19 protein-coding genes and 1 pseudogene are annotated in these 24,503 nt (G+C 73.4%); 7 read left to right on the top strand and 13 right to left on the bottom strand.

All coding sequences use genetic code 11. The annotated features are described in order from the left end of the window. Nucleotides 1-59: 59 nt before the first annotated feature. Nucleotides 60-656 carry a TetR/AcrR family transcriptional regulator gene (locus AC07DA_RS32645; protein ID WP_479131847.1) on the top strand — a complete coding sequence of 199 codons (597 nt, stop codon included), beginning with the start codon at nucleotides 60-62 and terminating at the stop codon, nucleotides 654-656. 27 nt (nucleotides 657-683) lie between these two features. Here the strand turns inward: AC07DA_RS32645 and AC07DA_RS32640 are convergent, their stop codons facing one another. From AC07DA_RS32640 to AC07DA_RS32630, 3 genes are all read right to left on the bottom strand, one after another. Next, nucleotides 684-3,203: a SpoIIE family protein phosphatase gene (locus tag AC07DA_RS32640; protein ID WP_479131846.1), complete on the bottom strand. Its 2,520-nt coding sequence runs from the start codon at nucleotides 3,201-3,203 to the stop codon at nucleotides 684-686. 97 nt (nucleotides 3,204-3,300) lie between these two features. Continuing rightward, complete coding sequence (locus AC07DA_RS32635) at nucleotides 3,301-7,569, bottom strand: HAMP domain-containing protein (RefSeq protein ID WP_479131845.1); 4,269 nt, start codon at nucleotides 7,567-7,569, stop codon at nucleotides 3,301-3,303. Between the two features lie 289 nt (nucleotides 7,570-7,858). Continuing rightward, nucleotides 7,859-8,248, bottom strand: a complete 390-nt coding sequence (locus AC07DA_RS32630; RefSeq protein ID WP_479131843.1) for a VOC family protein — start codon at nucleotides 8,246-8,248, stop codon at nucleotides 7,859-7,861. A 142-nt stretch (nucleotides 8,249-8,390) separates the two neighbouring features. On the opposite strand from AC07DA_RS32630, the gene AC07DA_RS32625 reads away from it, so the two are divergent. Then, nucleotides 8,391-9,029: a VanZ family protein gene (locus AC07DA_RS32625; protein WP_479131842.1), complete on the top strand. Its 639-nt coding sequence runs from the start codon at nucleotides 8,391-8,393 to the stop codon at nucleotides 9,027-9,029. Here the strand turns inward: AC07DA_RS32625 and AC07DA_RS32620 are convergent. From AC07DA_RS32620 to AC07DA_RS32600, 5 genes are all read right to left on the bottom strand, one after another. Next, nucleotides 9,019-9,873: a hypothetical protein gene (locus AC07DA_RS32620; RefSeq protein ID WP_479131841.1), complete on the bottom strand. Its 855-nt coding sequence runs from the start codon at nucleotides 9,871-9,873 to the stop codon at nucleotides 9,019-9,021. The two genes, AC07DA_RS32625 and AC07DA_RS32620, sit on opposite strands and share 11 nt — an antisense overlap. A gap of 336 nt (nucleotides 9,874-10,209) precedes the next feature. Beyond that, complete coding sequence (locus tag AC07DA_RS32615) at nucleotides 10,210-11,850, bottom strand: MFS transporter (RefSeq protein WP_479131840.1); 1,641 nt, start codon at nucleotides 11,848-11,850, stop codon at nucleotides 10,210-10,212. Nucleotides 11,851-12,067: 217 nt separating this feature from the next. Further along, nucleotides 12,068-12,547 (bottom strand): MarR family winged helix-turn-helix transcriptional regulator, encoded by a 480-nt coding sequence (locus AC07DA_RS32610; protein WP_479131839.1) that lies wholly within the window; start codon nucleotides 12,545-12,547, stop codon nucleotides 12,068-12,070. A 337-nt stretch (nucleotides 12,548-12,884) separates the two neighbouring features. Continuing rightward, nucleotides 12,885-14,402: an aldehyde dehydrogenase gene (gene adh, locus AC07DA_RS32605; protein WP_479131838.1), complete on the bottom strand. Its 1,518-nt coding sequence runs from the start codon at nucleotides 14,400-14,402 to the stop codon at nucleotides 12,885-12,887. A gap of 117 nt (nucleotides 14,403-14,519) precedes the next feature. Continuing rightward, nucleotides 14,520-15,746, bottom strand: a complete 1,227-nt coding sequence (locus tag AC07DA_RS32600) for a GAF domain-containing protein (RefSeq protein WP_479131837.1) — start codon at nucleotides 15,744-15,746, stop codon at nucleotides 14,520-14,522. A 284-nt stretch (nucleotides 15,747-16,030) separates the two neighbouring features. On the opposite strand from AC07DA_RS32600, the gene AC07DA_RS32595 reads away from it, so the two are divergent. Next, nucleotides 16,031-16,669, top strand: a complete 639-nt coding sequence (locus AC07DA_RS32595; RefSeq protein ID WP_479131836.1) for a hypothetical protein — start codon at nucleotides 16,031-16,033, stop codon at nucleotides 16,667-16,669. On the opposite strand, the gene AC07DA_RS32590 is transcribed toward AC07DA_RS32595, so the two are convergent. Beyond that, nucleotides 16,635-17,123 (bottom strand): hypothetical protein, encoded by a 489-nt coding sequence (locus AC07DA_RS32590; protein ID WP_479131857.1) that lies wholly within the window; start codon nucleotides 17,121-17,123, stop codon nucleotides 16,635-16,637. The genes AC07DA_RS32595 and AC07DA_RS32590 overlap by 35 nt on opposite strands. Before the next feature lie 451 nt (nucleotides 17,124-17,574). Further along, nucleotides 17,575-17,958 (bottom strand): DUF5997 family protein, encoded by a 384-nt coding sequence (locus AC07DA_RS32585; RefSeq protein ID WP_479131834.1) that lies wholly within the window; start codon nucleotides 17,956-17,958, stop codon nucleotides 17,575-17,577. A 58-nt stretch (nucleotides 17,959-18,016) separates the two neighbouring features. Here AC07DA_RS32585 and AC07DA_RS32580 point away from each other — a divergent pair, with 58 nt between their 5' ends. Both AC07DA_RS32580 and AC07DA_RS32575 read left to right on the top strand, forming a co-directional pair. After that, nucleotides 18,017-18,793, top strand: coding sequence for a LysR family substrate-binding domain-containing protein (locus tag AC07DA_RS32580; protein WP_479131833.1), 777 nt, complete (start codon nucleotides 18,017-18,019; stop codon nucleotides 18,791-18,793). Nucleotides 18,794-19,057: 264 nt separating this feature from the next. Beyond that, nucleotides 19,058-19,213 (top strand): annotated as a pseudogene (locus AC07DA_RS32575) (2,3,4,5-tetrahydropyridine-2,6-dicarboxylate N-succinyltransferase); the annotation flags it as partial. 197 nt (nucleotides 19,214-19,410) lie between these two features. On the opposite strand, the gene AC07DA_RS32570 reads toward AC07DA_RS32575, so the two are convergent. The 3 genes from AC07DA_RS32570 to AC07DA_RS32560 all read right to left on the bottom strand — a co-directional run bounded on the left by AC07DA_RS32570 (nucleotide 19,411) and on the right by AC07DA_RS32560 (nucleotide 21,570). Further along, the gene (locus AC07DA_RS32570) at nucleotides 19,411-20,175 is read right to left on the bottom strand and encodes a DUF4142 domain-containing protein (protein WP_479131832.1); all 765 of its coding nucleotides are present in this window, start codon (nucleotides 20,173-20,175) and stop codon (nucleotides 19,411-19,413) included. 215 nt (nucleotides 20,176-20,390) lie between these two features. Continuing rightward, nucleotides 20,391-21,074, bottom strand: coding sequence for an HAD family hydrolase (locus tag AC07DA_RS32565; RefSeq protein WP_479131831.1), 684 nt, complete (start codon nucleotides 21,072-21,074; stop codon nucleotides 20,391-20,393). 19 nt (nucleotides 21,075-21,093) lie between these two features. Beyond that, entirely contained in the window at nucleotides 21,094-21,570 is a 477-nt protein-coding gene (locus tag AC07DA_RS32560; protein ID WP_479131830.1) for an Lrp/AsnC family transcriptional regulator, read from the bottom strand. A 194-nt stretch (nucleotides 21,571-21,764) separates the two neighbouring features. On the opposite strand from AC07DA_RS32560, the gene AC07DA_RS32555 reads away from it, so the two are divergent. Further along, nucleotides 21,765-23,255 (top strand): FUSC family protein, encoded by a 1,491-nt coding sequence (locus tag AC07DA_RS32555; protein WP_479131829.1) that lies wholly within the window; start codon nucleotides 21,765-21,767, stop codon nucleotides 23,253-23,255. Between the two features lie 197 nt (nucleotides 23,256-23,452). Next, a complete protein-coding gene (locus tag AC07DA_RS32550; protein WP_479131828.1) occupies nucleotides 23,453-24,478 on the top strand; it encodes a lactonase family protein in 1,026 nt (341 codons plus the stop codon). Nucleotides 24,479-24,503 lie beyond the last annotated feature (25 nt).

The raw sequence follows: 24,503 nt of genomic DNA, 5'->3' as shown, positions 1-24,503 counted from the left end.
TTATGACCCCGGTCATAGGGTGGCGGGAAAGCGGGCGGACGTGGCGGTGGAGGTACGCGATGGCGGGGACCGGACGGGGGCCGCGCGAGCGGATGGTGTTCAGCGCGGCCCAGCTGATCCGGCGCGACGGGGTCGTCTCCACGGGCCTGCGCGAGGTCGCCGTCGAGGCCGCCGCGCCGCGCGGGTCCCTCCAGCACTACTTCCCCGGCGGCAAGACCCAGCTGGTCGACGAGGCCGTCGGCTGGGCGGGCCGCTACGCGGCGGGCCGGGTCGCGCGCTACCTGGCCGCGCTGCCCGTGCCGACCCCGAGCGCGCTGTTCGCCGCGATGGTGCGGCAGTGGACCGACGAGTACCGGAGCGCCGGCTTCGCGGGCGGCTGCCCGGTGGCGGCCGCCACGGTGGACTGCGCCGAGTCGGCCCCCTCCACCCGGGAGGCCGCCGCCGCCGCGTTCACCGCCTGGACGTCGGCGGTCGCCGGGGCCCTGGTCGGGACCGGCGTGCCCGCGGAACGGGCCGGCCGGCTCGCCACCCTCATGATCAGCGCCCTGGAGGGGGCGATCCTCCTCGCCCGCGCCGAACGGGACGTCCGCCCCCTGACGACCGTGGCCCGCGAACTCGGCCCGCTGCTGGACGCGGCGGCGCGCACCGACGGCTGACCGCCCCCGGCGCGCCCCGCCCGGCGGTCATCCCACCCGGATGCCCACGATGCACGTGTCGTCGTCCGTGTCCGACCGGCTGTAGGTCAGCAGGCGGTCCAGCTGCTGATCGAGCGTGGCGGGGGCCGTGCGCGCGGTGGTCAGCAGGTGGGTCAGCGACTCCTCCACGGGCCGGTCACGGCGTTCGATCAGACCGTCCGTGTACATCAGCAGCGTGTCCCCGGCGGCGAGCTGCATCTCCTTCTCCTCGTACGAGGCCTCGGGAACGGCACCGAGCAGCAGCCCCTGGCCCAGCGGCAGCGGAGCCGCCTCCGCCTCCCGGACCAGGACCGGCGGCAGGTGACCCGCCCGGGCCCAGCGCAGCGTCCGCCGCTCCGGGTCGTACAGCCCGCACACCGCCGTCGCGGTGACGGCGCCCGTCAGGTGGTGCGCCACGATGTTCAGCCAGGACAGCAGCTGCCCCGGCCCGGCGCCGGTCACCGCCAGACCGCGCAGCGCGTTGCGCAGCACCACCATGCTCGTGGCGGCCTCGATACCGTGCCCGGCCACGTCCCCGACGCACAGCAGCACCATCCCGGACGGCAGGACGACCGCGTCGTACCAGTCGCCGCCCACCAGCTGTTCGGTCTCCGCCGGCCGGTAACGGACCGCCACCTGCAGGCCCGCCACCCGCAACGGCGCCTGCGTCGGCGGCATGATGGCGTGCTGCAGCTGCAGGGTCAGCCGGTTGCGCTCGGTGGCCTGCTGCTCGGTGTGCGCCAGCTGGTCCCGGGTGGCGGCCAGCGCCACCTCCGTCCAGTGCTGCGCCGAGATGTCCTGACAGGCGCCGCGCACCAGCAGCAGCCGGTCGTCGGTGTCCAGCACCGGCTCGGCGACGATCCGGATGTGGCGGGTCACCCCGTCGGGGCGCTGCAGCCGGAAGGCGGCGGCCGCCGGGCGCCGGTGGTGCAGCAGCGTGCGCAGGAACCGGCGGATGGAGACGCCGTCGTCCGGGTGGGCGTGGGCCGGCAGTTCCTCCAGGGGCACCGGGGTGCTCGACTGAGGACGCCCGTAGAGGTCGAACAGCTGCCCGTTCCAGGTGATCTCACCGGTCAGCACGTTCTCCTCGAAGCCCCCTATCCGGCCGAGGCGCTGGGCGTTCTGGAGCAGGCTCGCCAGCCGCGCCGTCTCGTCCTCGATCCGCCAGATGAGCAGCACCGACGTGCCGTGCCGGCTGATGCTGATGTCCGCGACCGCCGACAGCGGCACCTGGTCGACGAGGGCGGTGAGGTTCATCCGCCGCGCCCTGAAGGGCTCACCGGTGGCGTAGACGCGCTCGACGCGCTGGAACAGCTCGCTGTCACCGGCGGCCATCGGGTAGGCCTCCAGCAGCAGCGCCCCGTTGACCACCGCCCGGGGCCGCCCGGCCGGATCGAGGAAGCGGTCGTTGACGTGCTGGATGCGGAAGTCCACCAGATGCCCGTCGGCGTCCAGGTGCGGCACCAGGACCAGCGCGGGGTCGTGCAGGCCGTCGGCCAGGTCCATCAGCTCCGCGGCGTCCGGCACGACCCGCGGCTCCTGGGCCCCGGTCGGCACCGGCGTGTACGTCTCCAGCGTGTGCGCGCACAGTTCGGCCAGCGCCTCCACCTGCCGCACGATCTGCGGGCGCTGTGGCTCCAGCGGCTCGGGCCAGGCGATCTCCAGCACCCCGTGGACGCGCCCCCCGGTGCCGGCGGGCAGGGCGGCCCGGCCGCCGTCCGGATGGTGGTGCAGCCCGATCGTGGGCAGCCCGGTCTCCTTCAGGGCGGCGATCCAGTGCCCCTCGCGTTCGACCAGGCCCCGCCGCGCGACCGTCACCACGTCCGGCGGGACGTAGCGCCAGCGCGTGGCCTCGGCGGGGGAGAAGCCGGCGCTGCCCGCCAGGGTCAGCGAACCGTCGGGGCCCGCGGCCCATATGGCCACGGCCACCGCGCCGAGGGGACGCAGCGCCTGCTCCAGCAGGGCGTCGGCCACGGCCTGCGTGTCGTCCGCCGCCAGCACGCCGCTCTCGGCCGCGCGCAGGCGCACGGCGGCCGACTCGGCCTCCGTCTCGTCGGCGGCCTTGGTGGCGGCGAGGAACGCGTCGGTCACCTCGGACATCCGGTCCCGGGCGGCCTGGTTGATGACGTCGACGGCGAGTTCCAGGGGGCTGACCTGGGCCTGTTCGGCCAGCTCGGAGAGCTGGCGGGCGGCCTGGGCCGGGCCGCACTTGAGCCGCTCGACCAGGACACCCTTGGCCAGCTCGATCAGGGCGCGCCCCTCGGCCTCCGCCTGGGCGGCCCGCACCTCCCGGCTGAGCCGCTCGACGGTGGCCGCCAGCCGCCCCACCGGCGAGGTGGTCGAGACACCGCCGAGCTCCGACAGCAGCGCCTCGGGCGACGCCACCTGCCCTTCGGAGATCACCCACGGCTCGTCGGGCTCCCGCTGGGCGGCCTGCGCCGTCCCCGGCGGGGCGGCGGACGCCAGGCCGGCGGGGTCGCGCTGCGGCTCGTCGGCCCGCGGTTCGCGCGGCTGCTCGGACATGCTCACGGTGTGGATGCTCCTCGGCTTCAGCGCCCGGTGGCGCGGAACGGCTGGCCCTGCGGGGTGCCCGGCCCGCCGGTGTGCGGGCCGGGCACCGGCGTGCTCACGAGGGCAGCCAGCGGCGGACGCAGGCCATGAGGTCGCGCGTGTCGACCGGCTTGGTGACGTAGTCGCTCGCGCCCGAGGCGAGGCTCTTGTCCCGGTCACCGGGCATCGCCTTCGCCGTCACGGCGATGATCGGCAGGTCGGCGTACTGCGGCATCTTGCGGATCTCCGCGGTCGCCGTGTAGCCGTCCATCTCCGGCATCATCACGTCCATCAGCACGATGGCGATGTCCGGGTTGTTCACGAGCGTCTCGATGCCCCGGCGCCCGTTCTCCGCGTGCAGGACCCGGAAACCGTGCAGCTCCAGGATGCCGCTGAGAGCGAAGAGGTTGCGCGCGTCGTCGTCGACGACCAGGACGGTGCGGCCCGCCGAGGTGTCGTCGACCACCGGCGGCGTCAGCGCCTGCGCCTCCTCCGGCCGGACCAGGGACAGCACGTCACCGGGTTCCTCCGCGGACAGGTGCAGGGCGATCCGCTCGCGCAGCTCGTCGAGGCTGGACAGCAGCTCCAGCGCCCCGCCCGCCGATCGGGCTCGCAGCGTCTCGTCCAGGGCGACGTCCGCCGGGTGGCTGCTGTGCACCAGCACCGGCACGCTCGTCAGCGCCGAGTCGCCCTCCAGGGCCTGGAGGAACCGGGCCGCCTCGCCGTCGCCCGCGCCCAGCTCCAGGACGACACAGTGGCACGGATCGGCCGCGAGGGCACCGGCCGCCTCCTGCGCGCCGACGGCGGTGATGATGTCCACCGCGGGCCGTCCGCCGTCGGACCGGCCGTGGGCCAGGTCGGCAACGACGCTCTCCGCGACGAGAGTGAGCAGACCGCGCGGCCGCTCCTCCACGACGAGCAGACGCCTGGGCCGCGGTCCCGGCCCGATCTGGGGCACCGGCACCGACTGCGACGAACCCTGGGGCAGGGCCTCGGCCGAGGCCCGCTCCGGGGTCCTGCCGTGGTTGAGCAGCTCCTCGAAGTCGGGGCGGGCCACCGGCAGGAACAGCGTGAACGTGCTGCCCTGCCCGGGCGCGCTGTCCACCGTGACGGCACCGCCGAGCAGCTGGGCGATCTCCCGCGTGATGGACAGGCCCAGGCCGGTGCCGCCGTACTTGCGGCTGGTCGTGCCGTCCGCCTGCTGGAAGGCGCCGAAGATCGTCTCCAGGTTCTGCTCCGAGATGCCGATGCCGGTGTCCTTCACCCGGAAGGCCACCACCGCGCCGCCCCGGACCACGCCCTCGGGCACCTCGTCGTCCGCCGCGGGCTCGATGCTCAGCTCCACCCCGCCCTGCTCGGTGAACTTCACGGCGTTCGACAGGAGGTTGCGCAGCACCTGGCGCAGCCGGGAGTCGTCCGTGAGCAGGTCCGCGGGTGCGCCCGGCGCCGTGGTGACGGTGAACTCCAGGCTCTTCTGGGTCGTCATGGGCCGGAAGGTGGCCTCGACGTACTCGATGAGCTGGCGCAGCGCCACCCGCTCGGGCGCGACGTCCATCTTCCCGGCCTCCACCTTGGACAGGTCGAGGATGTCGTTGATCAGCTGGAGCAGGTCCGAACCGGCGGAGTGGATGATCTGCGCGTACTCGACCTGCTTGGGCGTGAGGTTGCGCGACGGGTTCTGCGCCAGCAGCTGGGCCAGGATCAGCAGGCTGTTGAGCGGGGTGCGCAGCTCGTGGCTCATGTTGGCCAGGAACTCCGACTTGTACTTGGAGGCCAGCGACAGCTGCTGCGCCCGGGTCTCCAGCTCCTGCCGGGCCTGCTCGATCTGCAGGTTCTTCGCCTCGATGTCCCGGTTCTGCGCCACGAGCAGCGAGGCCTTCTCCTCCAGTTCCGCGTTGGAGCGCTGGAGTTCCTCCTGCTGCACCTGCAGCTCGGTGGAGCGGGCCTGGAGCTCGACCGTGAGGCGCTGCGACTCCTCGAGCAGCTCGTCGGTACGGGCGTTGGCCACGATCGTGTTGAGGTTGACGCCGAGGGTCTCCATCAGCTGCGCGAGGAAGTCCCGGTGGATCTGGGTGAAGGGGGCCACCGACGCCAGCTCGATCACGCCGAGGACCTGGCCCTCGACGACGATGGGCAGCAGCACCAGCGCCGTCGGCACCACCTCGCCGAGCCCCGAGGAGATGGTGACGTAGCCGGGCGGCACCTCGTCCACCACGATGGTGCGCTTGCTGCGCGCCGCCTGGCCGACCAGGGTGCGGCCGAAGGCGATCCGGGTGGGCCGGGTGCTCTCCTCCGGGTAGCCGTAGGAGCCGACCAGCCGCAGCTCGGGCCCGTCCTCGCCGTCCTCGGCGAGGTAGAAGGCGCCGTACTGGGCCGACACCAGCGGGACCAGCTCGTCCATGATCAGCTCGGCGACCACGGGCAGGTCGCGGTGGCCCTGCATCAGGCCCGAGATCCGGGCGAGGTTGGTCTTGAGCCAGTCCTGCTCCTGGTTGGCCCGGGTGGTCTCGCGCAGGGACTCCACCATCGAGTTGATGTTGTCCTTCAGCTCGGCGACCTCGCCGGACGCCTCCACGTTGATCGAGCGGGTCAGGTCGCCCTCGGCGACCGCGCTGGTCACCTCGGCGATCGCCCGCACCTGCCGGGTCAGGTTGCCCGCCAGCTCGTTGACGTTCTCCGTCAGGCGCTTCCAGGTGCCGGAGACCCCCTCGACCTCGGCCTGGCCGCCGAGCCGGCCCTCGGTGCCCACCTCGCGGGCCACACGCGTGACCTCGTCGGCGAACGCGGACAGCTGGTCGACCATCGTGTTGATCGTCGTCTTCAGTTCGAGGATCTCGCCGCGCGCGTCGACGTCGATCTTCTTCGACAGGTCGCCCCGGGCCACGGCGGTCGTCACCAGCGCGATGTTGCGCACCTGGCCGGTGAGGTTGTTGGCCATCGAGTTGACGTTGTCGGTGAGGTCCTTCCAGGTGCCGGCGACATTCGGCACGTGCGCCTGGCCGCCGAGCCGGCCCTCGGTGCCGACCTCGCGGGCGACACGCGTCACCTCGTCCGCGAACGCCGACAGCGTGTCGACCATGGTGTTGATGACCTCGGCGAGCGCGGCCACCTCGCCCTTGGCCTCGACCGTGATCCGGCTGGAGAGGTCGCCGCGCGCCACGGCGGTGGCGACCTGGGCGATGGAGCGGACCTGGCCGGTCAGGTTGGAGGCCATCACGTTGACGTTGTCGGTGAGGTCCTTCCAGGTGCCCGACACCCCGCGCACCTGCGCCTGGCCGCCGAGGCGTCCTTCCGTGCCGACCTCGCGGGCGACGCGGGTGACCTCGTCGGCGAAGGCGGAGAGCTGGTCGACCATCGTGTTGATGGTGGACTTCAGTTCCAGGATCTCGCCGCGCGCGTCCACGGTGATCTTCTGCGACAGGTCGCCCTTGGCGACGGCGGTGGCGACGAGCGCGATGTTGCGGACCTGGCCGGTGAGGTTCCCGGCCATGAAGTTCACCGAGTCGGTCAGGTCGCGCCAGGTGCCCTTGACGCCCTTCACGTCCGCCTGGCCGCCGAGGCGTCCTTCGGTGCCGACCTCGCGGGCGACGCGGGTGACCTCGTCGGCGAAGGCGGAGAGCTGGTCGACCATCGTGTTGATGGTGGACTTCAGCTCCAGGATCTCGCCGCGCGCGTCCACGGTGATCTTCTGCGACAGGTCGCCCTCGGCCACCGCCGTGGTGACCTGGGCGATGGACCGGACCTGGCTGGTGAGGTTTCCGGCCATGTGGTTCACCGAGTCGGTCAGGTCGCGCCAGACTCCGGCCACGCCCGGAACCTGCGCCTGGCCGCCGAGGCGCCCCTCGCTGCCGACCTCGCGGGCGACACGCGTCACCTCGTCGGCGAAGGCGGACAGCTGGTCGACCATCGTGTTGACGGTCTCCTTCAGCTGCAGGATCTCGCCGCGCGCGGGCACGTCGATCTTCTGCGACAGGTCGCCCTTGGCCACCGCCGTGGCCACCTGGGCGATGTCACGGACCTGCGTGGTCAGGTTGCCCGCCATGGCGTTGACCGAGTCGGTCAGGTCGGCCCAGGTGCCCGAGACGCCCGGCACCTCGGCCTGGCCGCCCAGCGTGCCCTCGGTGCCGACCTCGCGGGCCACCCGGGTGACCTCGGAGGTGAACACGGACAGCTGGTCGACCATGCCGTTGAAGACCTTGGCGATGTCGCCCATGAGGCCGTCCGCGTCGTCGGGCAACCGGGTACCGAAGTCCCCGTCCCGTACCGCGGTCAGGCCGGCCAGCAGCCGCCGCAGCTCCTGGTCGCCCGGCACCACGTCGACGGCCCCGGCGCTGTCGCTGGTCATGCGCACCCTCGTTCCGCTCCCCAAGAGCCCCCGTGCAGCCGAGGACTCGGAACCCCTCCGGACCGCGGCGGCGGCCCGGGTGTCGTGCATGCATTTCCGTAGTCACGGATCTGCGCGATGAGAAATACGCCGCAGGCTAACCCACGTTTCGAGTCCCTCACAAAGCCTGCCCCGGATGGTCACCTCCGCACCCGGGTGACGGAAAACCGCCCGGGTTCCCCCCTCGGCCCGGACCATGCACGGACCTCCGTACGGACTCACCCGGCCACCAGGCCCGGCGGCGGGACGCTCAGTCGAGGCAGAACTCGTTGCCCTCGACGTCCCGCATCAGCAGGCACGACTCGTTCTCCTCGTCGGCGGGCAGCAGGCGCACGCGTACCGCGCCGAGCCCGACGAGCCGCGCGCCCTCGGCCTCGAGCGCGGCCACCCGCTCCTCGCCCACGAGTCCGGTGCCCGCCCGCACGTCGAGGTGCACCCGGTTCTTGACGACCTTCCCCTCGGGCACCCGCTGGAAGTACAGACGCGGCCCCGCGCCCGACGGATCGACGCACGCGGACCACGAGCTCTCGCCCTCCGCCTGCGCCGGTACGACGTATCCCAGCACCTCGCACCAGAAGCGGGCGACGCGCTCGGGATCCGCGCAGTCGAAGGTGACCTGGAACTGCTTGACCGATGCCATCGGACCACCCTAGCAAGGGCACCTCACCGCCCAAATGCCCTATGGGGGCGGCGCGTTGAGGACTCCCGGGTGCGGCGGAGTATGGCGGAGGTATCGAAAAGCGGATACGCCGCCGCAACGCCCCCGGTCTCTCATGAGGAGCATGAGACCCGAGACATCCCTGTCGGCACCGCTCCGCCGCACGCGCGGGATCGCGGTCCTCGCCCTGGCCACCTCCGGCCTCGCCGGTGCCGTGTACGTCTCGTGGCGGCCCCTCACGATGTCGGCTCCGGCCTGCCTGGCCGGGCGGTGGCACGGCTGCTTCGACACGTTCAACGGCGTGCTGCTCATGACACTGGTCGCGCTGCCGCTGTCCGCGCTGGTCGCGTGGGCGCTGGCCCGCCGCCGACGGGCCGCCGGGGCGGCGTCGCCGTGGCGGACGTCACTGGCCGAGGTGGGCATGGTCCACGGGACGGTGCCCTTCCTGTGGATGACCATGATGCCGGGCGGTGCCGAGCCCGGCACCGCCCCCGCCCGGGTGAGCCTCGTCCCCCTGCGGGACCTGGTCACCATGGGCTCCCTGGGGAGCGCCGACAACTCGGGCCTGGTGGAGACCGCACCGTACGTCCTGCGGCTGTACCGCGTGTCCTCCGTGGACGACGTCCTGGTCAACGCCACGGGTGCCGTACTGGCCGCGCTGGCGTCGCGCCGCCGGTGGCGCCGGCCGGCGCCGGGGCCGTCGGACGGCCGGCCGCTTCCCGGGCTCGCGCGGCCGGCCCGAGCCGCCCGCTTCACGCCGTGATGGGCAGGTCCTCGCGTGCCCGCTCCAGGTCGTCCGCCCAGATCCAGAGGCGGTGCTGGGGCGGCACCCCGTGGTAGCCGTACAGGCCCACCTCGGTCAGCGACCGCAGGTCCACGCACACCCGTTGGTAGGCCCGGTCGATGGTCCCGGCCGGATCGGTCACCTCCCGGGCACCGAGCTTGACGCAGGCCCGGTACTCGTAGCCCAGCAGCAGGTCCTGCCCGAACCGCGCCCAGGCGCCGCGCTGTTGCGTCCAGGCCGCCTCCGCCTCCTCCAGCAGCAGGTTCAGGTCGGCGGAGGAGGGGAGGGAGGGGTAGACGAGGAAGGTGGCGGCCCAGCCCAGGGCCACCATGTCCAGGTTGAACGTGCGCCGGCGCGGATCGTCGCGCGGCGGCAGCGGATCGGAGGAACCGCCGCCGAACCACGGCGCGGTGTACGCCAGCAGACGCCCGTTGCCCTCCACCAGCTCACCGGTCGCGATCACGGCCAGCTTGCGCTGCGAGCCGTCGGGACGGGTCAGACGCGTGGTCACCATCTCCGCGTGGGCCTCGGCCGCCGCCTTGCCCGCGGCCTGGTGCCGCTGCGCGGCGTCGGGAGTGATCCGGGAGACCAGGTAGTCGCGCAGGTCCTGCGGCAGCGCGTCGTAGGTGCCGTCCAGCAGTCGTGTCCGCGTGCGGTCCAGCGCGGCCTGGGCGGTGGCGGGGGCGCCGCCGTATGCACTTTCCGGGGTGTCGACGGACACCATGCGAATCGCCATGGCGATGTTCGGGGTGTCGCCGTCGGTGACACTCAGGAACCGGTAGTCGTTGGCGGGCCGGCTGGGGCCCACGAAGCCGAGATCCATCATCGTCTCGTTCCGGTCTTCTCGATCGACTGCACAGGTCGGTCCGAGGTCCCTGCGCCGGTCCGCGACTCCGGCGGAGGGACTTGCTCTCGGCGGGGGAATCGACGGCGTCCGCGACGCGTGGACACGACAATTATGAAATGCCCGTCAGGTGGACGCCACCGGGCGCGGCGCGGTTGGCGACGCAGTCGGCCGACTCCCTCCGGCGCCGCCGATGGTGGCGGTGGCCACCACGTCGCCGGCCGGGCCGGCCGGGCCGACCGCCCTGGCCCGTCCACGCGTACGATCCGCCCGTGTGGGACCACCACGCGACCCACGCCGCCCGCCCGGGCCAGGTCAGGTGACCGCCTCGCCGGGCACGGGCCCGGGCACCGACCCGCTGCCCGTCGTCCCGGCGCCGCTCTCCTCGTGCCCGTCCTTCCGGTCGCGCAGGCCCAGCGCCGCGAGTGCCGCGCCCACCAGGGCCAGGACGCCGGTGACGAGGACGGCGGTGTGCACGCCGTGCATGAAGGCGGTGTGGCTGCCGTCGGTCACGGCGGCCCTGAGCTGGGCGGGCATCGCCTCGGAGACCGGGGCGACGCCCATGGCGACCGCGTCCTTCGCCTCCTCGAGGCGGGCGGCGACCGCGTGCGGTACGCCCGCCTCGGTCAGTGAGCCGCCGAGCGTGGAACCGACACGGCTGCTGATGAGGGAGACGAGCACCGACGTGCCGAGCGCGCCGCCGACCTGGAGCGAGGTGGCCTGCAGACCGCCCGCGACGCCGCCGTCCTGGACGGGCGCGTTGCCGACGATCGCGTCCGAGGACGCGGACATCACCATGCCGACGCCGAGACCGAGCGCGAGGAAGGGCGGCCACAGCGTGTGGTACGACGAGTGAGCGGTCCACGCGAGCATCGTGAAGGCGGCACCGGCCTGGAGCACCATGCCCAGCGGCATGGTCAGACGCGGGCCGAACCGCTCGGTGAGCTTGGCCCCGAGCGGCGAGGCCACCATGGAGGCGAGGCTCAGCGGCAGGGTGCGCACGCCGGACTCGACCGGGGTGAAGCCCCGTACGTTCTGCAGGTACAGCATCACGAAGAAGATCACGCCGAGCAGGATGAAGAAGTTCAGTGCGGTGACGACGGTACCGATCGTCAGGGCCGGGTTGCGGAACAGGCGCATCGGCAGGAGCGGGTGTGCGACGCGGGTCTCGTACCGGCCGAAGACCGCCAGGACGACGACGCCTCCGCAGATCGCGCCGAGTGTGCCGGCCGAAGCCCAGCCCCACGTCTCGCCCTTGACGACGCCGAAGACGACGGCGAGCAGTCCGAGGGCGAGCAGTACGACACCGGGCACGTCGAACCTCTGACGCGCGGCCGCCTCGTTCCTGGACTGCGGCAGCACCAGGAGGCCGAAGACGAGGGCGACGACGCCGATGGGCGCGTTGATGTAGAAGACGGACTCCCAGTCGACGTGCTCGACGAGCAGTCCGCCGACGATGGGGCCGAGCGCGGTGGAGACGGACGAGATCATCGCCCAGATGCCGACGGCCATGCCGAACTTCCCCGGCGGGAACACGGCGCGCAGCAGGGCGAGCGTGTTGGGCATGAGCATCGCGCCGAAGACGCCCTGTACGGCGCGGAAGACGATGACGCCCTCGATCGACCCGGCGAGGCCGATCGCGACGGACGCGAGGGTGAACCCGACGACGCCGGCGAGGTAGAGGGTGCGGCGCCCGAAGCGGTCGCCGAGCTTGCCGCCGAGGATGAGGGTGGCGGCGAGGGCGAGCAGGTAGGAGTTGGTGACCCACTGCAGTTCGGCGGTGGTGGCGTTGAGGTCCCGGGCGATCTCGGCGTTGGCGATCGAGACGACGGAGCCGTCGAGGCCGACCATGAACAGGCCGAAGGCGACGGCCACCAGGGTCAGCCAGGGGTTGGCGCGCGGACCGCGGGGACCGGATACGGGCGTGGGCGGTGTGGGGGCAGCGGTGACAGACACGGTGAGTTGTCCTCGGGAAGGGTGGGGCGCGCGACTCGGGGGCAGCACGCCAGGCTCCGCCGCGGCGGCGACCGGGGCAGGGGCAGGGACAGGACAGGGGTGGTGGGGGGGCGCAGGACGCGGGACCGGCAGAACGGACTGGCACACGCAGCGGCCGTCAGACGGACGAGTCACGGGGTGCCGGACTGGTCAGACGAACGGCAGGGTGCCGGACCGGTCAGGCGGACTGGTCGCGCAGGCGCCGGGTGAGCGACTGCAGGGCGCCGAGCGCCGAGCCGAGGGCGTCGAGGTCGCCGTCGGTGAGGGCGCGCAGCGCGGGGGCGAGTCGCGCCGCCGCGATGTTCTGCACCTCGCCCATGCGCTGACGCGCCAGCGCGGTGACACACAGGTGCGCCACGCGCTTGTCGGTGTCGTCCTGGTGACGCTCCAGCAGACCCGCCTCGGTGAGGCGGGTGACCAGCGCGCTGACGTTGTTCGGCATCATGCGCAGCGCTTCGGCGGCCTTGTGGACGGTGGCCCCGTCGTGCTCGGCGACGTACTGCAACAGGGCCAGCTGCCGCTCGGGGAGCTTGGGAAAGGGCAGTTGCCGGTCGACGGCCTGCTTGAGTTCCCGGTGCAGTGCGGGCAGGCAGGCCAGGAGGCCCGCGGCCACCTGGTCGACGCCCCGGCTCTCGCGAGCACCACTGCTTCCGGTCACGCCACGACATTATCTATGGGAAGAAACCTATGTCAAAATACTGATCCTGACCGACCGGTCGGGCGCAGATCACCTCCTTCGGCACCTCGGCGGGCTCACTGGTCCGGGTGAGCCGGCACCTCCGCAGGCCGGTGAAGGAGATCTCCGCCGCGGTGAGGCAACTGACCTCCGCCATCACGAGGATGGGGGAGTGGGCGGCCAAAGCGCGTGCGCTGGCGCACGCTGCCACCGCCTGACATCCTCCGCACGGGCCCCGGACCTCGACGAGGTCCGGGGCCCGTGCGGTCACGGGGCCTGTGCCGTCACGGACGAAGGCTCCAGGCACCCGGCTCGGGTTTCAGAAGAACCCGAGTTTCTTCGCCGAGTAGGACACCAGCAGGTTCTTCGTCTGCTGGTAGTGGTTCAGCATCATCTTGTGCGTCTCGCGGCCGATGCCGGACTTCTTGTAGCCGCCGAAGGCCGCGTGGGCCGGGTAGGCGTGGTAGCAGTTGGTCCACACGCGGCCCGCCTTGATCTCGCGGCCGAGGCGGTAGGCCGTGTTGCCGTCGCGGGTCCACACGCCCGCGCCGAGGCCGTACAGCGTGTCGTTGGCGATCTTCAGGGCCTCGTCGACCGAGTCGTAGGTGGTGACCGAGACGACCGGGCCGAAGATCTCCTCCTGGAAGATCCGCATGTCGTTGGTGCCGCGGAAGATGGTGGGCTCGACGTAGTAGCCGCCCTCCAGTCCGGGGACCGTCCGGGAGGAGCCGCCCGTGACGACCTCGGCGCCCTCCTTCCTGCCGATGTCGAGGTAGGAGAGGATCTTCTCGTACTGGTCGTTGCCGGCCTGGGCGCCGATCATCGTGGCCGGGTCCAGCGGGTCGCCGCCGACGATGGCCCTGGTGCGTTCCACGCAGCGGGCCATGAAGTCGTCGTAGATGGAGGAGGGGATCAGGGCGCGGGACGGGCAGGTGCAGACCTCGCCCTGGTTGAGGGCGAACATCACGAAGCCTTCGACGGCCTTGTCGAGGAAGTCGTCGTCGGCGGCCATCACGTCGGGCAGGAAGATGTTCGGGCTCTTGCCGCCCAGTTCCAGCGTGACGGGGATGATGTTCTCACTCGCGTACTGCATGATCAGGCGGCCGGTCGTGGTCTCGCCGGTGAACGCCACCTTCGCCACGCGCGGGCTGGAGGCCAGGGGCTTGCCCGCTTCCACGCCGAAGCCGTTGACGACGTTCAGCACACCGGGCGGGAGCAGGTCGGCGATCAGGTCGACGACGTAGAGCAGGCTGGCCGGGGTCTGCTCGGCCGGCTTGATGACGACGCAGTTGCCGGCGGCCAGCGCGGGGGCCAGTTTCCAGGCGGCCATCAGGATCGGGAAGTTCCACGGGATGATCTGGCCGACCACGCCCAGCGGCTCGTGGAAGTGGTAGGCGACGGTGTCGGCGTCGATCTCCGCGATGCTGCCCTCCTGCGCGCGGACCACGCCGGCGAAGTACCGGAAGTGGTCCACGGCCAGCGGGATGTCCGCGGCCAGCGTCTCGCGGACCGGCTTGCCGTTCTCCCAGGTCTCGGCGACCGCGATCTTCTCCAGGTGCTGCTCGACGCGGTCCGCGATCCGGTTGAGGACGTTCGCGCGTTCCGTGGTGGAGGTGCGGCCCCACGCGTCGGCCGCCCGGTGCGCCGCGTCCAGGGCGAGGTCGACGTCGGCCGCGGAGGAGCGGGCCACCTCGCAGAAGACCTCGCCGGTCACGGGGGTCGGGTTCTCGAAGTAGCGGCCCTCGACGGGGGCGACCCAGTCGCCGTCGATGAAGTTGTCGTAGCGCCGGGCGAAGCTGACGATGCTGCCGTCGGTTCCTGGCTGCGCGTACACCATGGCGGCTCTCCTCGGGGCAGGTGCGGGTGACGGGTACGCCGTCGCGACGCCCTGACTGTGCCCCCGGCGGGTTGGCGCAAGGTTGGCGCCGCCGCGGACCGCCCCGGCGCCGCGTCGTCAGTCGCGCAGCGCCGTCGTCAGCCGGCCCGCCGCGATCGCCCTGCGGGTGTCCTGCGGACCCAGCAGGCGCAGCGCGTGCTCGTGGATCTCCGCGTCGTACGGCGCCCGTTCGCCGAAGCGCAGGGCGTGGTCGGGGCGCGTGCTGGCCAGCACGGCCTCGCGCACGGCCACGTCCAGGCGGGTGCGCCACTCCTCGATGCCCGGGGCCTCGGAGCGGGGCAGGAGCGGTCCGCCGTAGAGACGCAGGGCGGTGTCCGTGTCGCCCTGCTCCAGTGCGCGCAGCACGTCCACGGCGTCGCAGGACACGGGCGTGGTGAGGGTGTAACGGCGGGGCGAGACGCCGCCGCCGAGCGCGCGCCGCAGGTGGGAGACCTCCGCCTTGAAGGTGGACGCGGTGACCGGCCGGTCGCCGTACAGGGCGGCGCGCAGCCGCTCCGGCGAGAACCCGTCGGGTTCGAGCGCGAGCAGGGTGAGGATCTCCAACTGGCGGGGCCGAAGGGCGAGTTGCCGGTTGTCGCGCGCGACCCGCTCGGCGCCCAGGCAGGTCAGCCGCACCTGGCCCGGCCGGGACACCGCCTCCGGGCCGAGGCGGGCCTCGATCGTGGAGACCAGGGTCCGTACGGTCGACATGGCCAGCGGGTGCGAGCGGTCCCAGGTGGTGGACAGGTCCAGGACGCCGAGGACGCGGCCGTCCGGGCCGTGCACGGGGGCGCAGTAGCAGACCCAGCCGTGCAGGGCCGACACCAGGTGCTCGGCCGAGAAGACGGAACTGGGGCGGCCCGTGCGCAGGGCGAGAGACAGGGCGTTGGTGCCCATGGCCTGCTCGTCCCAGCGGCCGCCGGGCGCGAAGTTGACGCGCTCGGCGCGGCGGCGCATGGTCGCCCCGCCGCAGGTCCACAGGATGGTGCCGGACTCGTCCGTGACGGCCGTGACGAACCCGGCGTCCTCGGCGATGCTGCGCAGCTCGCTCGCGAGCGCGGACACCGGCCGGTAGAGGGGTGAGGACGTCCAGCGCTGGTGCACCGGGTCCCCGTCGGTCACCGGCGCGCTGTCCCGGCCGGGGTCCACACTGATCAGCGAACGCGCCCAGGACTCGGTCACCTCGTGGCGCAGCGCTGCGGTGCCGCCCGGCCGGGCGCCGGGGACGCTCAGCCGGGGCACCCAGCGGGACCACTCGTGCTCCAGCACGGCCCTGCGCTGTCGGAGGTCAGGGCGCTGTGACATGGCCTCTCCCTGCCGTCGTACCGGTTCTCGGCGTGGGGTCAGTGTTACCGGACGCGCCGGGCCCGGTCGAGGAGCCCGGCGCGGTCGGAAGGCACCGGTCCGAGGGGGTGGTGGCTCGAAAGTGGCCGAACGGCCGGGAATCGACCCCGGCACTGAACGGGCGACCGCCTGACTGGATGTTTGTCCGGTCCTCGCGTGCCGCCGTACGGGTGACGGGTTCACTCGACCCGACGCACGGCGTCCCACCCGCGTACCACCGGCGCGCGGCACCACGTTTTCCTGGCATGGACAGCACTGACACGGCACGCCGCCTTCGCCGGAACGACGCCGCGCCCCGTCCGTACGCCGAGATCACCAGCGCCTACGGGGGGCATCCGCCGATCTACGCGGCCTTGGTCGCCGAGTGGGAGGCCAGAGGCCACGCGGTGCCGGAGCACCGCGACGGCCAGTGGGTCTCCTTCGCCGCACCGTCCCAGAGCGAGACCTGGACGGCCGTACCGTCGTGGACGGCCGGCCCGCACATGGGCCCGGTCGCCGCTCGCGCGGTACACCCGGCCGCCGACCGCACCATGGGCCCGGGCGGCGCGGGCGGGGTCCGCGCAGGGGGAGACCGCCCCAGGGGCCCGGGCTCGGGCTCGGGCTCGGGGATGGTGCCGGTGGGCCCGCTGGCGGTGCCGGTGGGTCCGGGGGCGGTGAACGGGGTGCGGCCGGGGGTCGACCGGCCGGTGGGCCCGGGCATGGCGAACGGTGTGTGGCCGGGGGGCGACCGGTCGGCGGGTCCGGGCATGGCGAACGGTGTGCGGCCAGGAGCCGACCGGCCGGTGGGCCTGGGGGCGGTGAACGGTGTCTGGCCGGGCCCCGACCGGCCCGTGGGTCCGGGCCCGCGTCTCACCAGCCGTCCGGCGCCACCGGCTCCGCGCTGACCGGCGCCAGCACGGCGAGCGTGCCGGTGGCCTCGCGCAGGGCCGATTCGAGGGTGCCGGGCGCGTACAGCGCGCCGGTGCCGTCCGGCGGGACGAGCCACTCCAGGCGGCCGGCGGGCCGGTACGGCGGCGGCACGGCGACCCAGGAGCCCCGGCCGAGGTGCCGTACCCCGGACCCCACCCACTCGCTGACGGGATCCGGCGGCAGGAAGAACCCCACTCTGCGCGCGGCGGAGTCCACCAGGGTGGGGCCCGGCAGCCGCAGCGGATCGCGCCACAGGAGGTCGAGGGCCAGCAGGCCGAGCCGGTCGGGCACGCTCAGCACGTCCCAGTACCGCCCGGCCTCCACGAGCGCCGTGCCCGAGCCGTGGTCCCACTCCCGCTTGCACTCCTGGGGGTCCGTCGCGGCTGCGGCGAGCCATTCCACGGCTTGCTTCCACATGACGCTCTGCATGGCCACCCCAGGCACGGTCGGCGGCGCCGCGGTGGCGCGCGCGGGACACGGCCGGTGACCCGCGGGGATCCGCGCGCCGCCCGGCCACAGCCATGGTCGTAGATATTTCTACGGGCTGGAAGGGGTGGCGCGGTCTGGCGTTTGGAACGGGTGCGTCCCGGTCGAAAGGGAGCACGCGAACGGCCCGGCCCGGAAGCTCCCGATCAACTCCGGGCGCGACCGCGCCCCGAGCGGGCGAGGGCGTGCGGCGCGGTACCAACGGACAGCCACAGATCGTGGTTTGGCCCCGAGGCGCCGCACGGACCCGGTGCCGGCCCGCCGCGCACCCAGGAGTGGATGGACCGCCGGTGCAATTCTCCAGCCTGTCGTGCTGGAGCTCGACGCCCCCCCCCCGGGCCCGGCAACGGCCCCAACCGGGGGAGCAGTTGGGGCCGTGTGGACGAGAGGGAGGTCAGCCGTTGCGTTCGGCGTGCTTCTTCTTGATGCGGGCCGCCTCCTTGCGGACCTCGGCCTGAGTGGCGCGCTCCCGCACCAGCCACTCCGGGCTCTCCCGCTTCAGCGACTCGATCTGTTCGGTGGTGAGGGCCTCGGTGACACCCCCGCGGGCCAGGCCCGCGATGGAGACGCCGAGCTTCGCGGCGACCACGGGACGGGGGTGCGGCCCGTCGCGCCGCAGGTCCTGCAGCCACTGCGGCGGGTTCGCCTGGAGCTCGTTCAGCTCGGCGCGCGAGACGACACCCTCACGGAAGTCGGCGGGGGTGGCCTCGAGGTACACACCCAGTTTCTTCGCCGCGGTCGCGGGCTTCATCGTCTGGGTGCTCTGGTGCGACGTCATGGCATCCAGCGTATCGAGCGTGTGCCCGAGGCCCGACCACGGCCGGTAACCTGGCCAGGTGACAGGCTCGGAAGTTCCCCCCTCGTTCCGGCTCGCGTACGTCCCCGGGGTGATGCCCGACAAGTGGGTGCGCGTCTGGAACGAGCGGCATCCCGACGTCCCGCTGACCCTCACGCAGGTGTCCGCCGCGGCCGCGGCCGAGCGACTGCGGGCCGGTGAGGCCGACGCGGGTCTCGTCCGGTTGCCCGTGGACCGTTCCGTGTTGAGCGCGATCCCCCTCTACACCGAGCAGACGGTCGTCGTCGTCCCCAAGGACCACCTGGTCACGGCGGTCGACGAGGTGATGCCCGAGGACCTCGCCGACGACATCGTGCTGCACCCCCTCGACGACGTCCTCGACTGGGAGCGGGGGCTTCCCGGGCGGCCCGCCCTCGAACGCCCCGCTACCACCTCCGACGCGGTCGAGCTGGTCGCGGCGGGCATCGGCGTCCTGATCGTCCCGCTGTCGCTGGCCCGGCTCCACCACCGCAAGGACCTCACCCACCGGCCGCTCACGGACGCCCCCGAGTCGAGCGTCGCCCTGTCCTGGCGCGAGGACGCGACGACGGACCAGGTGGAGGACTTCATCGGCATCGTCCGCGGCCGCACGGTCAACAGCACCCGGGGCCGCACGCGGCCTCCGGCGGACCAGCCCGGACGCACGGACAAGGACGGCCCCCGGCGCAAGCCGAAGCCGTCGACGGCGGGAAAGCCGGTCGCCAACCGACGCGGCGGCCCCTCGGGCGGCGCTGCCAGGGGCGGCGGCAAGCGGGGCCGACCGCGCCGCCGCTCGTAGGAGGCAGGAGGGGCACTTGCGCGGCCGTCGACCGTGCGTGGAGCCCGTATCCGTCCTGACGTGGGCGCCTGCCGGCCGCCGTTCATGGTCCGCACACGTCCCCGCGCCGTACCGGCCGCCCCGGCTGGCGCGGCGGCCGCCGCCGGCCGGCGCGCTCGGCAGCCGGGCCGGGAGGCGGGGTTTCTGTCCGGCGGGGTTTGTGTCCCGGGCCTCGGTCCGCGCGCCGTCCTGGCGTGACGCCCTCGCATGCGCCGCACGCACGAGCTGGCCGACGCCCCCGGCCCGTCCGGCCCCGAGCGGCTGTCCGCCGAGCGCGCCGCGGAGCTGCTGGGCGGCGGCGCCACCGCGGCGATCGGCCCGGACGCCCGCCGGGGCGTCGAAGTGGTCGCGGTCCGCACGGTCATCGCCTCGCTCGACGAGCCCGTAGCCGGTCCTTCGTTCGCCGGACGACGAGGTGCAGGCGGCGACCGCCGTCGGTTCGCCGGGTGGTGGGAAGGGGCCCGGCCCGGGCCCGGTGGGGGAGGACAGGGCTCTCGGTTCCCGTCGCGGGGAGGGGCGCTCAGTTCCCGTCGCCCGGCCTTCGGCCGGGCGGGCGGGCGGCGTCGTGGCGGTTCCGGTCAGCCCGCCGTCGGCGACGGTTGCGGCTGTGCGAAGGACGGGTTGGGGGCGACCGTCTGGAAGTCCTTCAGGTCCTCGGGGACCGGCAGGACCCGGACCGGCGCGCCCGCCTGCGGCGGCGGGGGCGTCGTCTGCTCCTGGGGCAGCTTCGCCGGGGCGGTGATCTGGAAGGCGACCTGCTCGTGATTGACCAGCCCGGTCTTCTCCAGGATCGAGATGTGGTCGAGCACGGTGTCGTTGGTCTGGTCGGCGAGTTCCCGCACGAGGCTGTTGCGGGTGGTGGCCCGGATCTTGGCGACCGTCGGGAAGATGCTCCCGTGCGCGACGCGCATGATGGTCACCGCCGTCGAGTCGAACTCCTTGCCGGTCGCGCCCTCCGCCGTCGCCACGAACTGCTGCTGCTGCGGGGACGGCTCGTTCGGCAGCGTGATGCCCAGGTCCGTGCCGAGCTTGCGGCACGTCGCGTCCAGGCGGCCGTGTCCCACCAGGAGGTGCTTGGCGACTTCCTTCATCGCCGGCGTCGTGCCCTTCGTCATCGCCATCTGCCCCAGCGGGTACTCCCACAGGCCGGCCGCGCGCACCCGGACCACGAAGTCGCGGTCGGCCTCGGTCAGCGGACCCCATTGGGTGTTGGCGATGATGCGGTCCTGGCCGGAAGCCGCGTTCTGCACGCCCAGCATGCTGGGGTAGGCGAGCGCGGAGAGCGTAAGGATCAACGCACCGCCCACGAACGCGGTTCCTGCCGTGCTGCGCGAGATGCGCATCGTGCCTCCTGGGATATGAACGGCCCAACACCCAGAGGTACGGACGGCAGGAGCGAAACAATCACTCCTGCCGCGAAAAAGTTGGTGTGACGTCCGGTACCCGGTGGCGCACGAGGAGCGCGCCGCCCGGGAGCGGCGGTTCCGGATGCTCTAGCGGTCGCTCCCAGCGACCTGGCGAGGGCTCCGGCCCGGGCGTCGTACGCCGGCCCGGGCCGCTACGCCGTCCGGCACAGCCAGTCGAAGGCGGCTTGTCCGGTGAACTCGGCCTGCCCGCCCCGCAGCAGCCAACCCGCGGTGGCGAACTCCGGTGCGTCCGCCTGGGCCGGGACGTAGGGGATCGCGATGCAGCGCATTCCCGCGGCGTGCGCGGCGGCGGCGCCCGGGGCGGCGTCCTCGACCACCACGCAGTCCGCCGGGGACGCGCCCAGCCGGCGGGCCGCCTCCAGGAAGACGTCGGGGGCCGGCTTGCCGCGCGCGACCTCGTCCGCGGAGACCACGGTGTGCAGGTGCGCGTCCAGTCCGGTCCCGGTGAGCACCGCCGCGATGGCCTGCGGGGACGAGCCCGAGGCCACGGCCATGGGAACGCCCTCGGCCGCCAGCAGTTCGACGAACGCGCGCATCTCGGGGTAGGCGCGTGCGGCGCCGCGGGCCAGTTCGAGGTACCGGCGGTTCTTCTCGGCGAGCAGTTCCTCGACCGGGGCGGGCAGGCCGTAGCGGTCCTTCCAGTCCGCGACCGTCTCCTGCGTGCTGATGCCGACGTACCGCTCGTGGTCCGCCCAGGTGAAGTCGACGCCGTACGCGGCGAGCGTCTGCCGGCCCGCCTCGTAGTAGTGGGGCTCGCTGTCCACGAGTGTTCCGTCGAGATCGAAGATGACCGATGTTCCGCGGAGCTTGCTCATGCCGTCATGCTCTCAAAGATCATCGGCGGGTCGACCGCCCGATCGACTCGACCAGCGGCAGCAGCCGGTGGGGCACCCGCTCGCGCAGCGCCACCTCGGTGCGGGTGCGCACGACCCCCGGCATGCTGATCAGCTTCTGGACGACGTCCTCCAGATGCGCGTTGTCCCGCGCCACGACCCGGGCCAGCAGGTCGCCGCCGCCCGTGATCGAGAACGCCTCGACGATCTCCGGCACGGCGGCCAGCGCGTCGCCCACCTCGTCGAGATGTCCCTGCGTGACCTCGATGTGGACGAACGCGAGCACCGGGTGCCCCAGTGCGGCGGGGGAGAGGGCCGGCGCCGAACCGGTGATCACGCCGTCGCGCTCCAGCCGGTCGAGCCGCGCCTGCAGGGTGCCCCGGGCGATGCCGAGGATCCGGGCGTACTCGCGCACGCTCGTGCGCGGCTGCTCCAGCAGCAGTCGCAGGATGCGGGTGTCGAGCTCGTCCACGGGCATGCCGGGCCCTCCTCGTCCGTTGGCTCTGCGGCGGCCGCTACCGGGCCGCTGTTCCTGTACCAATGGCCCAGTCTAGGAGAGGCCTGTTGAGCCAGTGGTGCCCGAGGTGCTGATATGTGTACGTCGATGGCGCTGCGGACCCCGCGGCGCCTTTTTCATGCTCATTCCTGTCCGTGCGAAGGGGGCGGTAAGCGGTGCTGAAGAGGGTGTTCACGGCTCCGGATCCGGGGCGGACGCGATTGCGGTTCGCCACGCGCGCCGTGCTCGGCATCACGCTCGCGGTCGCCCTGTGCGGCCTCGCCGGACATTCCCTCACCGGGGCCGTCACCGGCGGTCTCGCCGCCCTGCTCGCCCTGTTCACCGTCACCGACGCCACGGTCCGCGGCCAGGCGGTCACCACCGCGCTGCTGCCCGTCGTCGGCCTGCCCGTGCTCACCGCCGCAACCGGGCTCCACGACCACCCGGTGGCCCGCGACCTCACCTTCCTCGCCGTGGTCGGCGCGGGCGTGTACGCCCGCCGCTGGGGCCCGCGCGGACACAGCCTCGGCGTGTTCGCGTTCATGACCTTCTTCGTCGCCCAGTTCCTGCACGCCACCACCGGCCAGCTGCCCGAGCTGTACGCGGCGGTCCTGCTGTCCGTCCTGGCCGCCGCCGCGGTGCGCTTCGGCCTGTGGTGCTACGAGCGCCGCCTGCCCCCGCCCGTCGTGCCCGCCCCGCCGGGCGGCACCGGTCTGGCCCGGGTGACCACCCGCCAGGCGATCCAGGCGACCGCCGGAGCGGGCTTCGCCCTCGTCGTCGGCCAGCTGCTGTCCGGCCAGCGCTGGTACTGGGCCGTCGGCGCCACCTGGTGGATCTTCGTCAACACCACCTCGCGCGGTGAGACCCTGGTCCGCGGCTTCCGCAGGCTGCTCGGCACGGTCATCGGCATCGCCCTCGGCCTGGTCGTGGCCCTGCCCGTGCACGGCGACCCGGCCGTCACGGCCGCCCTCACCGCCCTCTGCGTCTTCGGCATCTTCTACACGGCCGCCGTGTCCTACACCTGGATGATGCTCTGGGTGACCCTGCTGGCCGGGCTGCTCTACGGCCTCCTCGGCGTGCTCAGCCCCGCCCTGCTCGTGCTGCGGCTCGCCGAGACCGGCGTCGGGGCGCTCGGTGCCGCGCTGGCGGTCGTCCTCGTCCTGCCCGTCACCACGCACAGCGTCACCGACGCCTGGATCCGGCGGGCCCTGGGCTGCGTCCACACCTGCGCCGTGGAGACCGCCCGGCGGCTGGCGGGCGCGCCGGACGCCGATCCGGCCCCGCGCGTGGCCGAGCTGGAGCAGCTCCTGGCCCGCGTGCGGCTCTCGGTCGCGCCGCTGGTGCACCCGCTGAACCCGATGCTCGGCCGCAAGCGCCGCGCCCGGCACGTCCTGGACCTCCTCGACGACTGCGCCCGCGAGATCCGCGGCCTGGTCGCCGTCGCCGCCGACCCGGAAGCCTCGCACGACGCCCGCCTGGCCACGGCCTGCCGGCGTGTGGAAGCCGCGGTCGAGGCCCTCACCGAGGGCCGGGACATCACCGTCCAGGCGGACGGCCCGGCCGTCACGGAGCCCGCCCTGGCCCACCTGCACGGACTGGAGCGGGCCCTGGCCGAACTCGCCCGGCCACTGCGCACGCCGTCGGGATCGCCGCTGGTGGGTGCGTGAGCGGACGGCCCGGCCGTACGCCGCGCGGCCGGTCGGTGAGCCACCGGGCGCACCTCCGCCACGAGGCCGGGGCGGCCCGCCCCGGCCCATGGCCGCGTGGGCCGATCGGGCCCCTCCACCCTTGACCCGTTGGTCTAGACCGCGCATGATCGGCTGCGCGGTCCATCCGGACGGCACACGGACGAGAGGGGTCAGCGGTGGCGGACGGCGGTCGGCAGCGGGCGTTCATCGGGTCGTTCACGGCGGCAGGCGGCCCCGGCATCGTGACGGCGCGGGTCGACACCACCGGCGCGCTGACCGTCCTGAGCGGCGTCGACGACCTCCCCGACCCCTCGTACCTGGCCCTCTCACCCGACGGGCGGACCCTGTACGCGGTCAGCGAGACGGCCCGGGGCGCCGTCGCCGCGTACGACGTGCGCGGGGACCGGCCCGAGCCGGCCGGTCCGCCCGTTCCGGTCGACGGCAGCGGGCCCACGCACCTCGCCCTGTTCGACGGGCACGTCCTCACCGCCAACTACGGCTCCGGCAGCGTCACCGCGGTCCCCGTCCGCCCCGACGGAACCCTCGGCCGGACCGCCTCCGGCGTCCTCCGGCACACCGGCGCTGGTCCCTTCACCCCGCGCCAGCAGGGCCCCCACGCCCACCAGGTGCAGTCCGACCCGAGCGGCCGCTGGGCCGTCAGCGTCGACCTCGGCACCGACTCGGTGCGGGTGTGCACCCTGACGGACGGTGCCCTCGCCCTGCACCGGGAGACCGCCCTGCGGCCCGGCTCGGGACCCCGCCACCTGGCCTTCCACCCGGACGGCGGGCGCGCCTACGTCGTCAACGAGCTCAGCCCCTCCGTCACCGCCTGCCGCTGGGACGCGGCCGGCGGCGTCCTGACGCCGCTGCGCGAGACACCCGTCCTGCCCGGCGCACCCGCGGGCGACGCCTACCCCTCCGGCATCGCCGTCTCGGCCGACGGCCGGTTCGTGTGGACCGCCACGCGCGGTGCGGACGTGCTGTCCGTCCTCGCGGCCGAGGACGAGGAGCTGCGCCTCGTCACCACGGTCCCCTGCGGCGGCCACTGGCCCCGCGCCCTCACGGCGGCCGGCGGCTTCCTGTACGTCGCCAACGAGCGCTCGGGTGACGTGACGTGGTTCGCCGTGGACCCGCACACCGGGATCCCGCGACGCGCCGGCTCGATCACGGTGCCGGCGGCGTCCTGCGTGGTCCTCGGCTGACCGGACCGCCGACGGGCGGCCGGTT

The sequence above is a fragment of the Streptomyces sp. NPDC044921 genome, from assembly GCF_056432865.1.
Note: the sequence above shows the minus strand (reverse complement) of the source record. Positions and strands in the feature narration are given on the sequence as shown.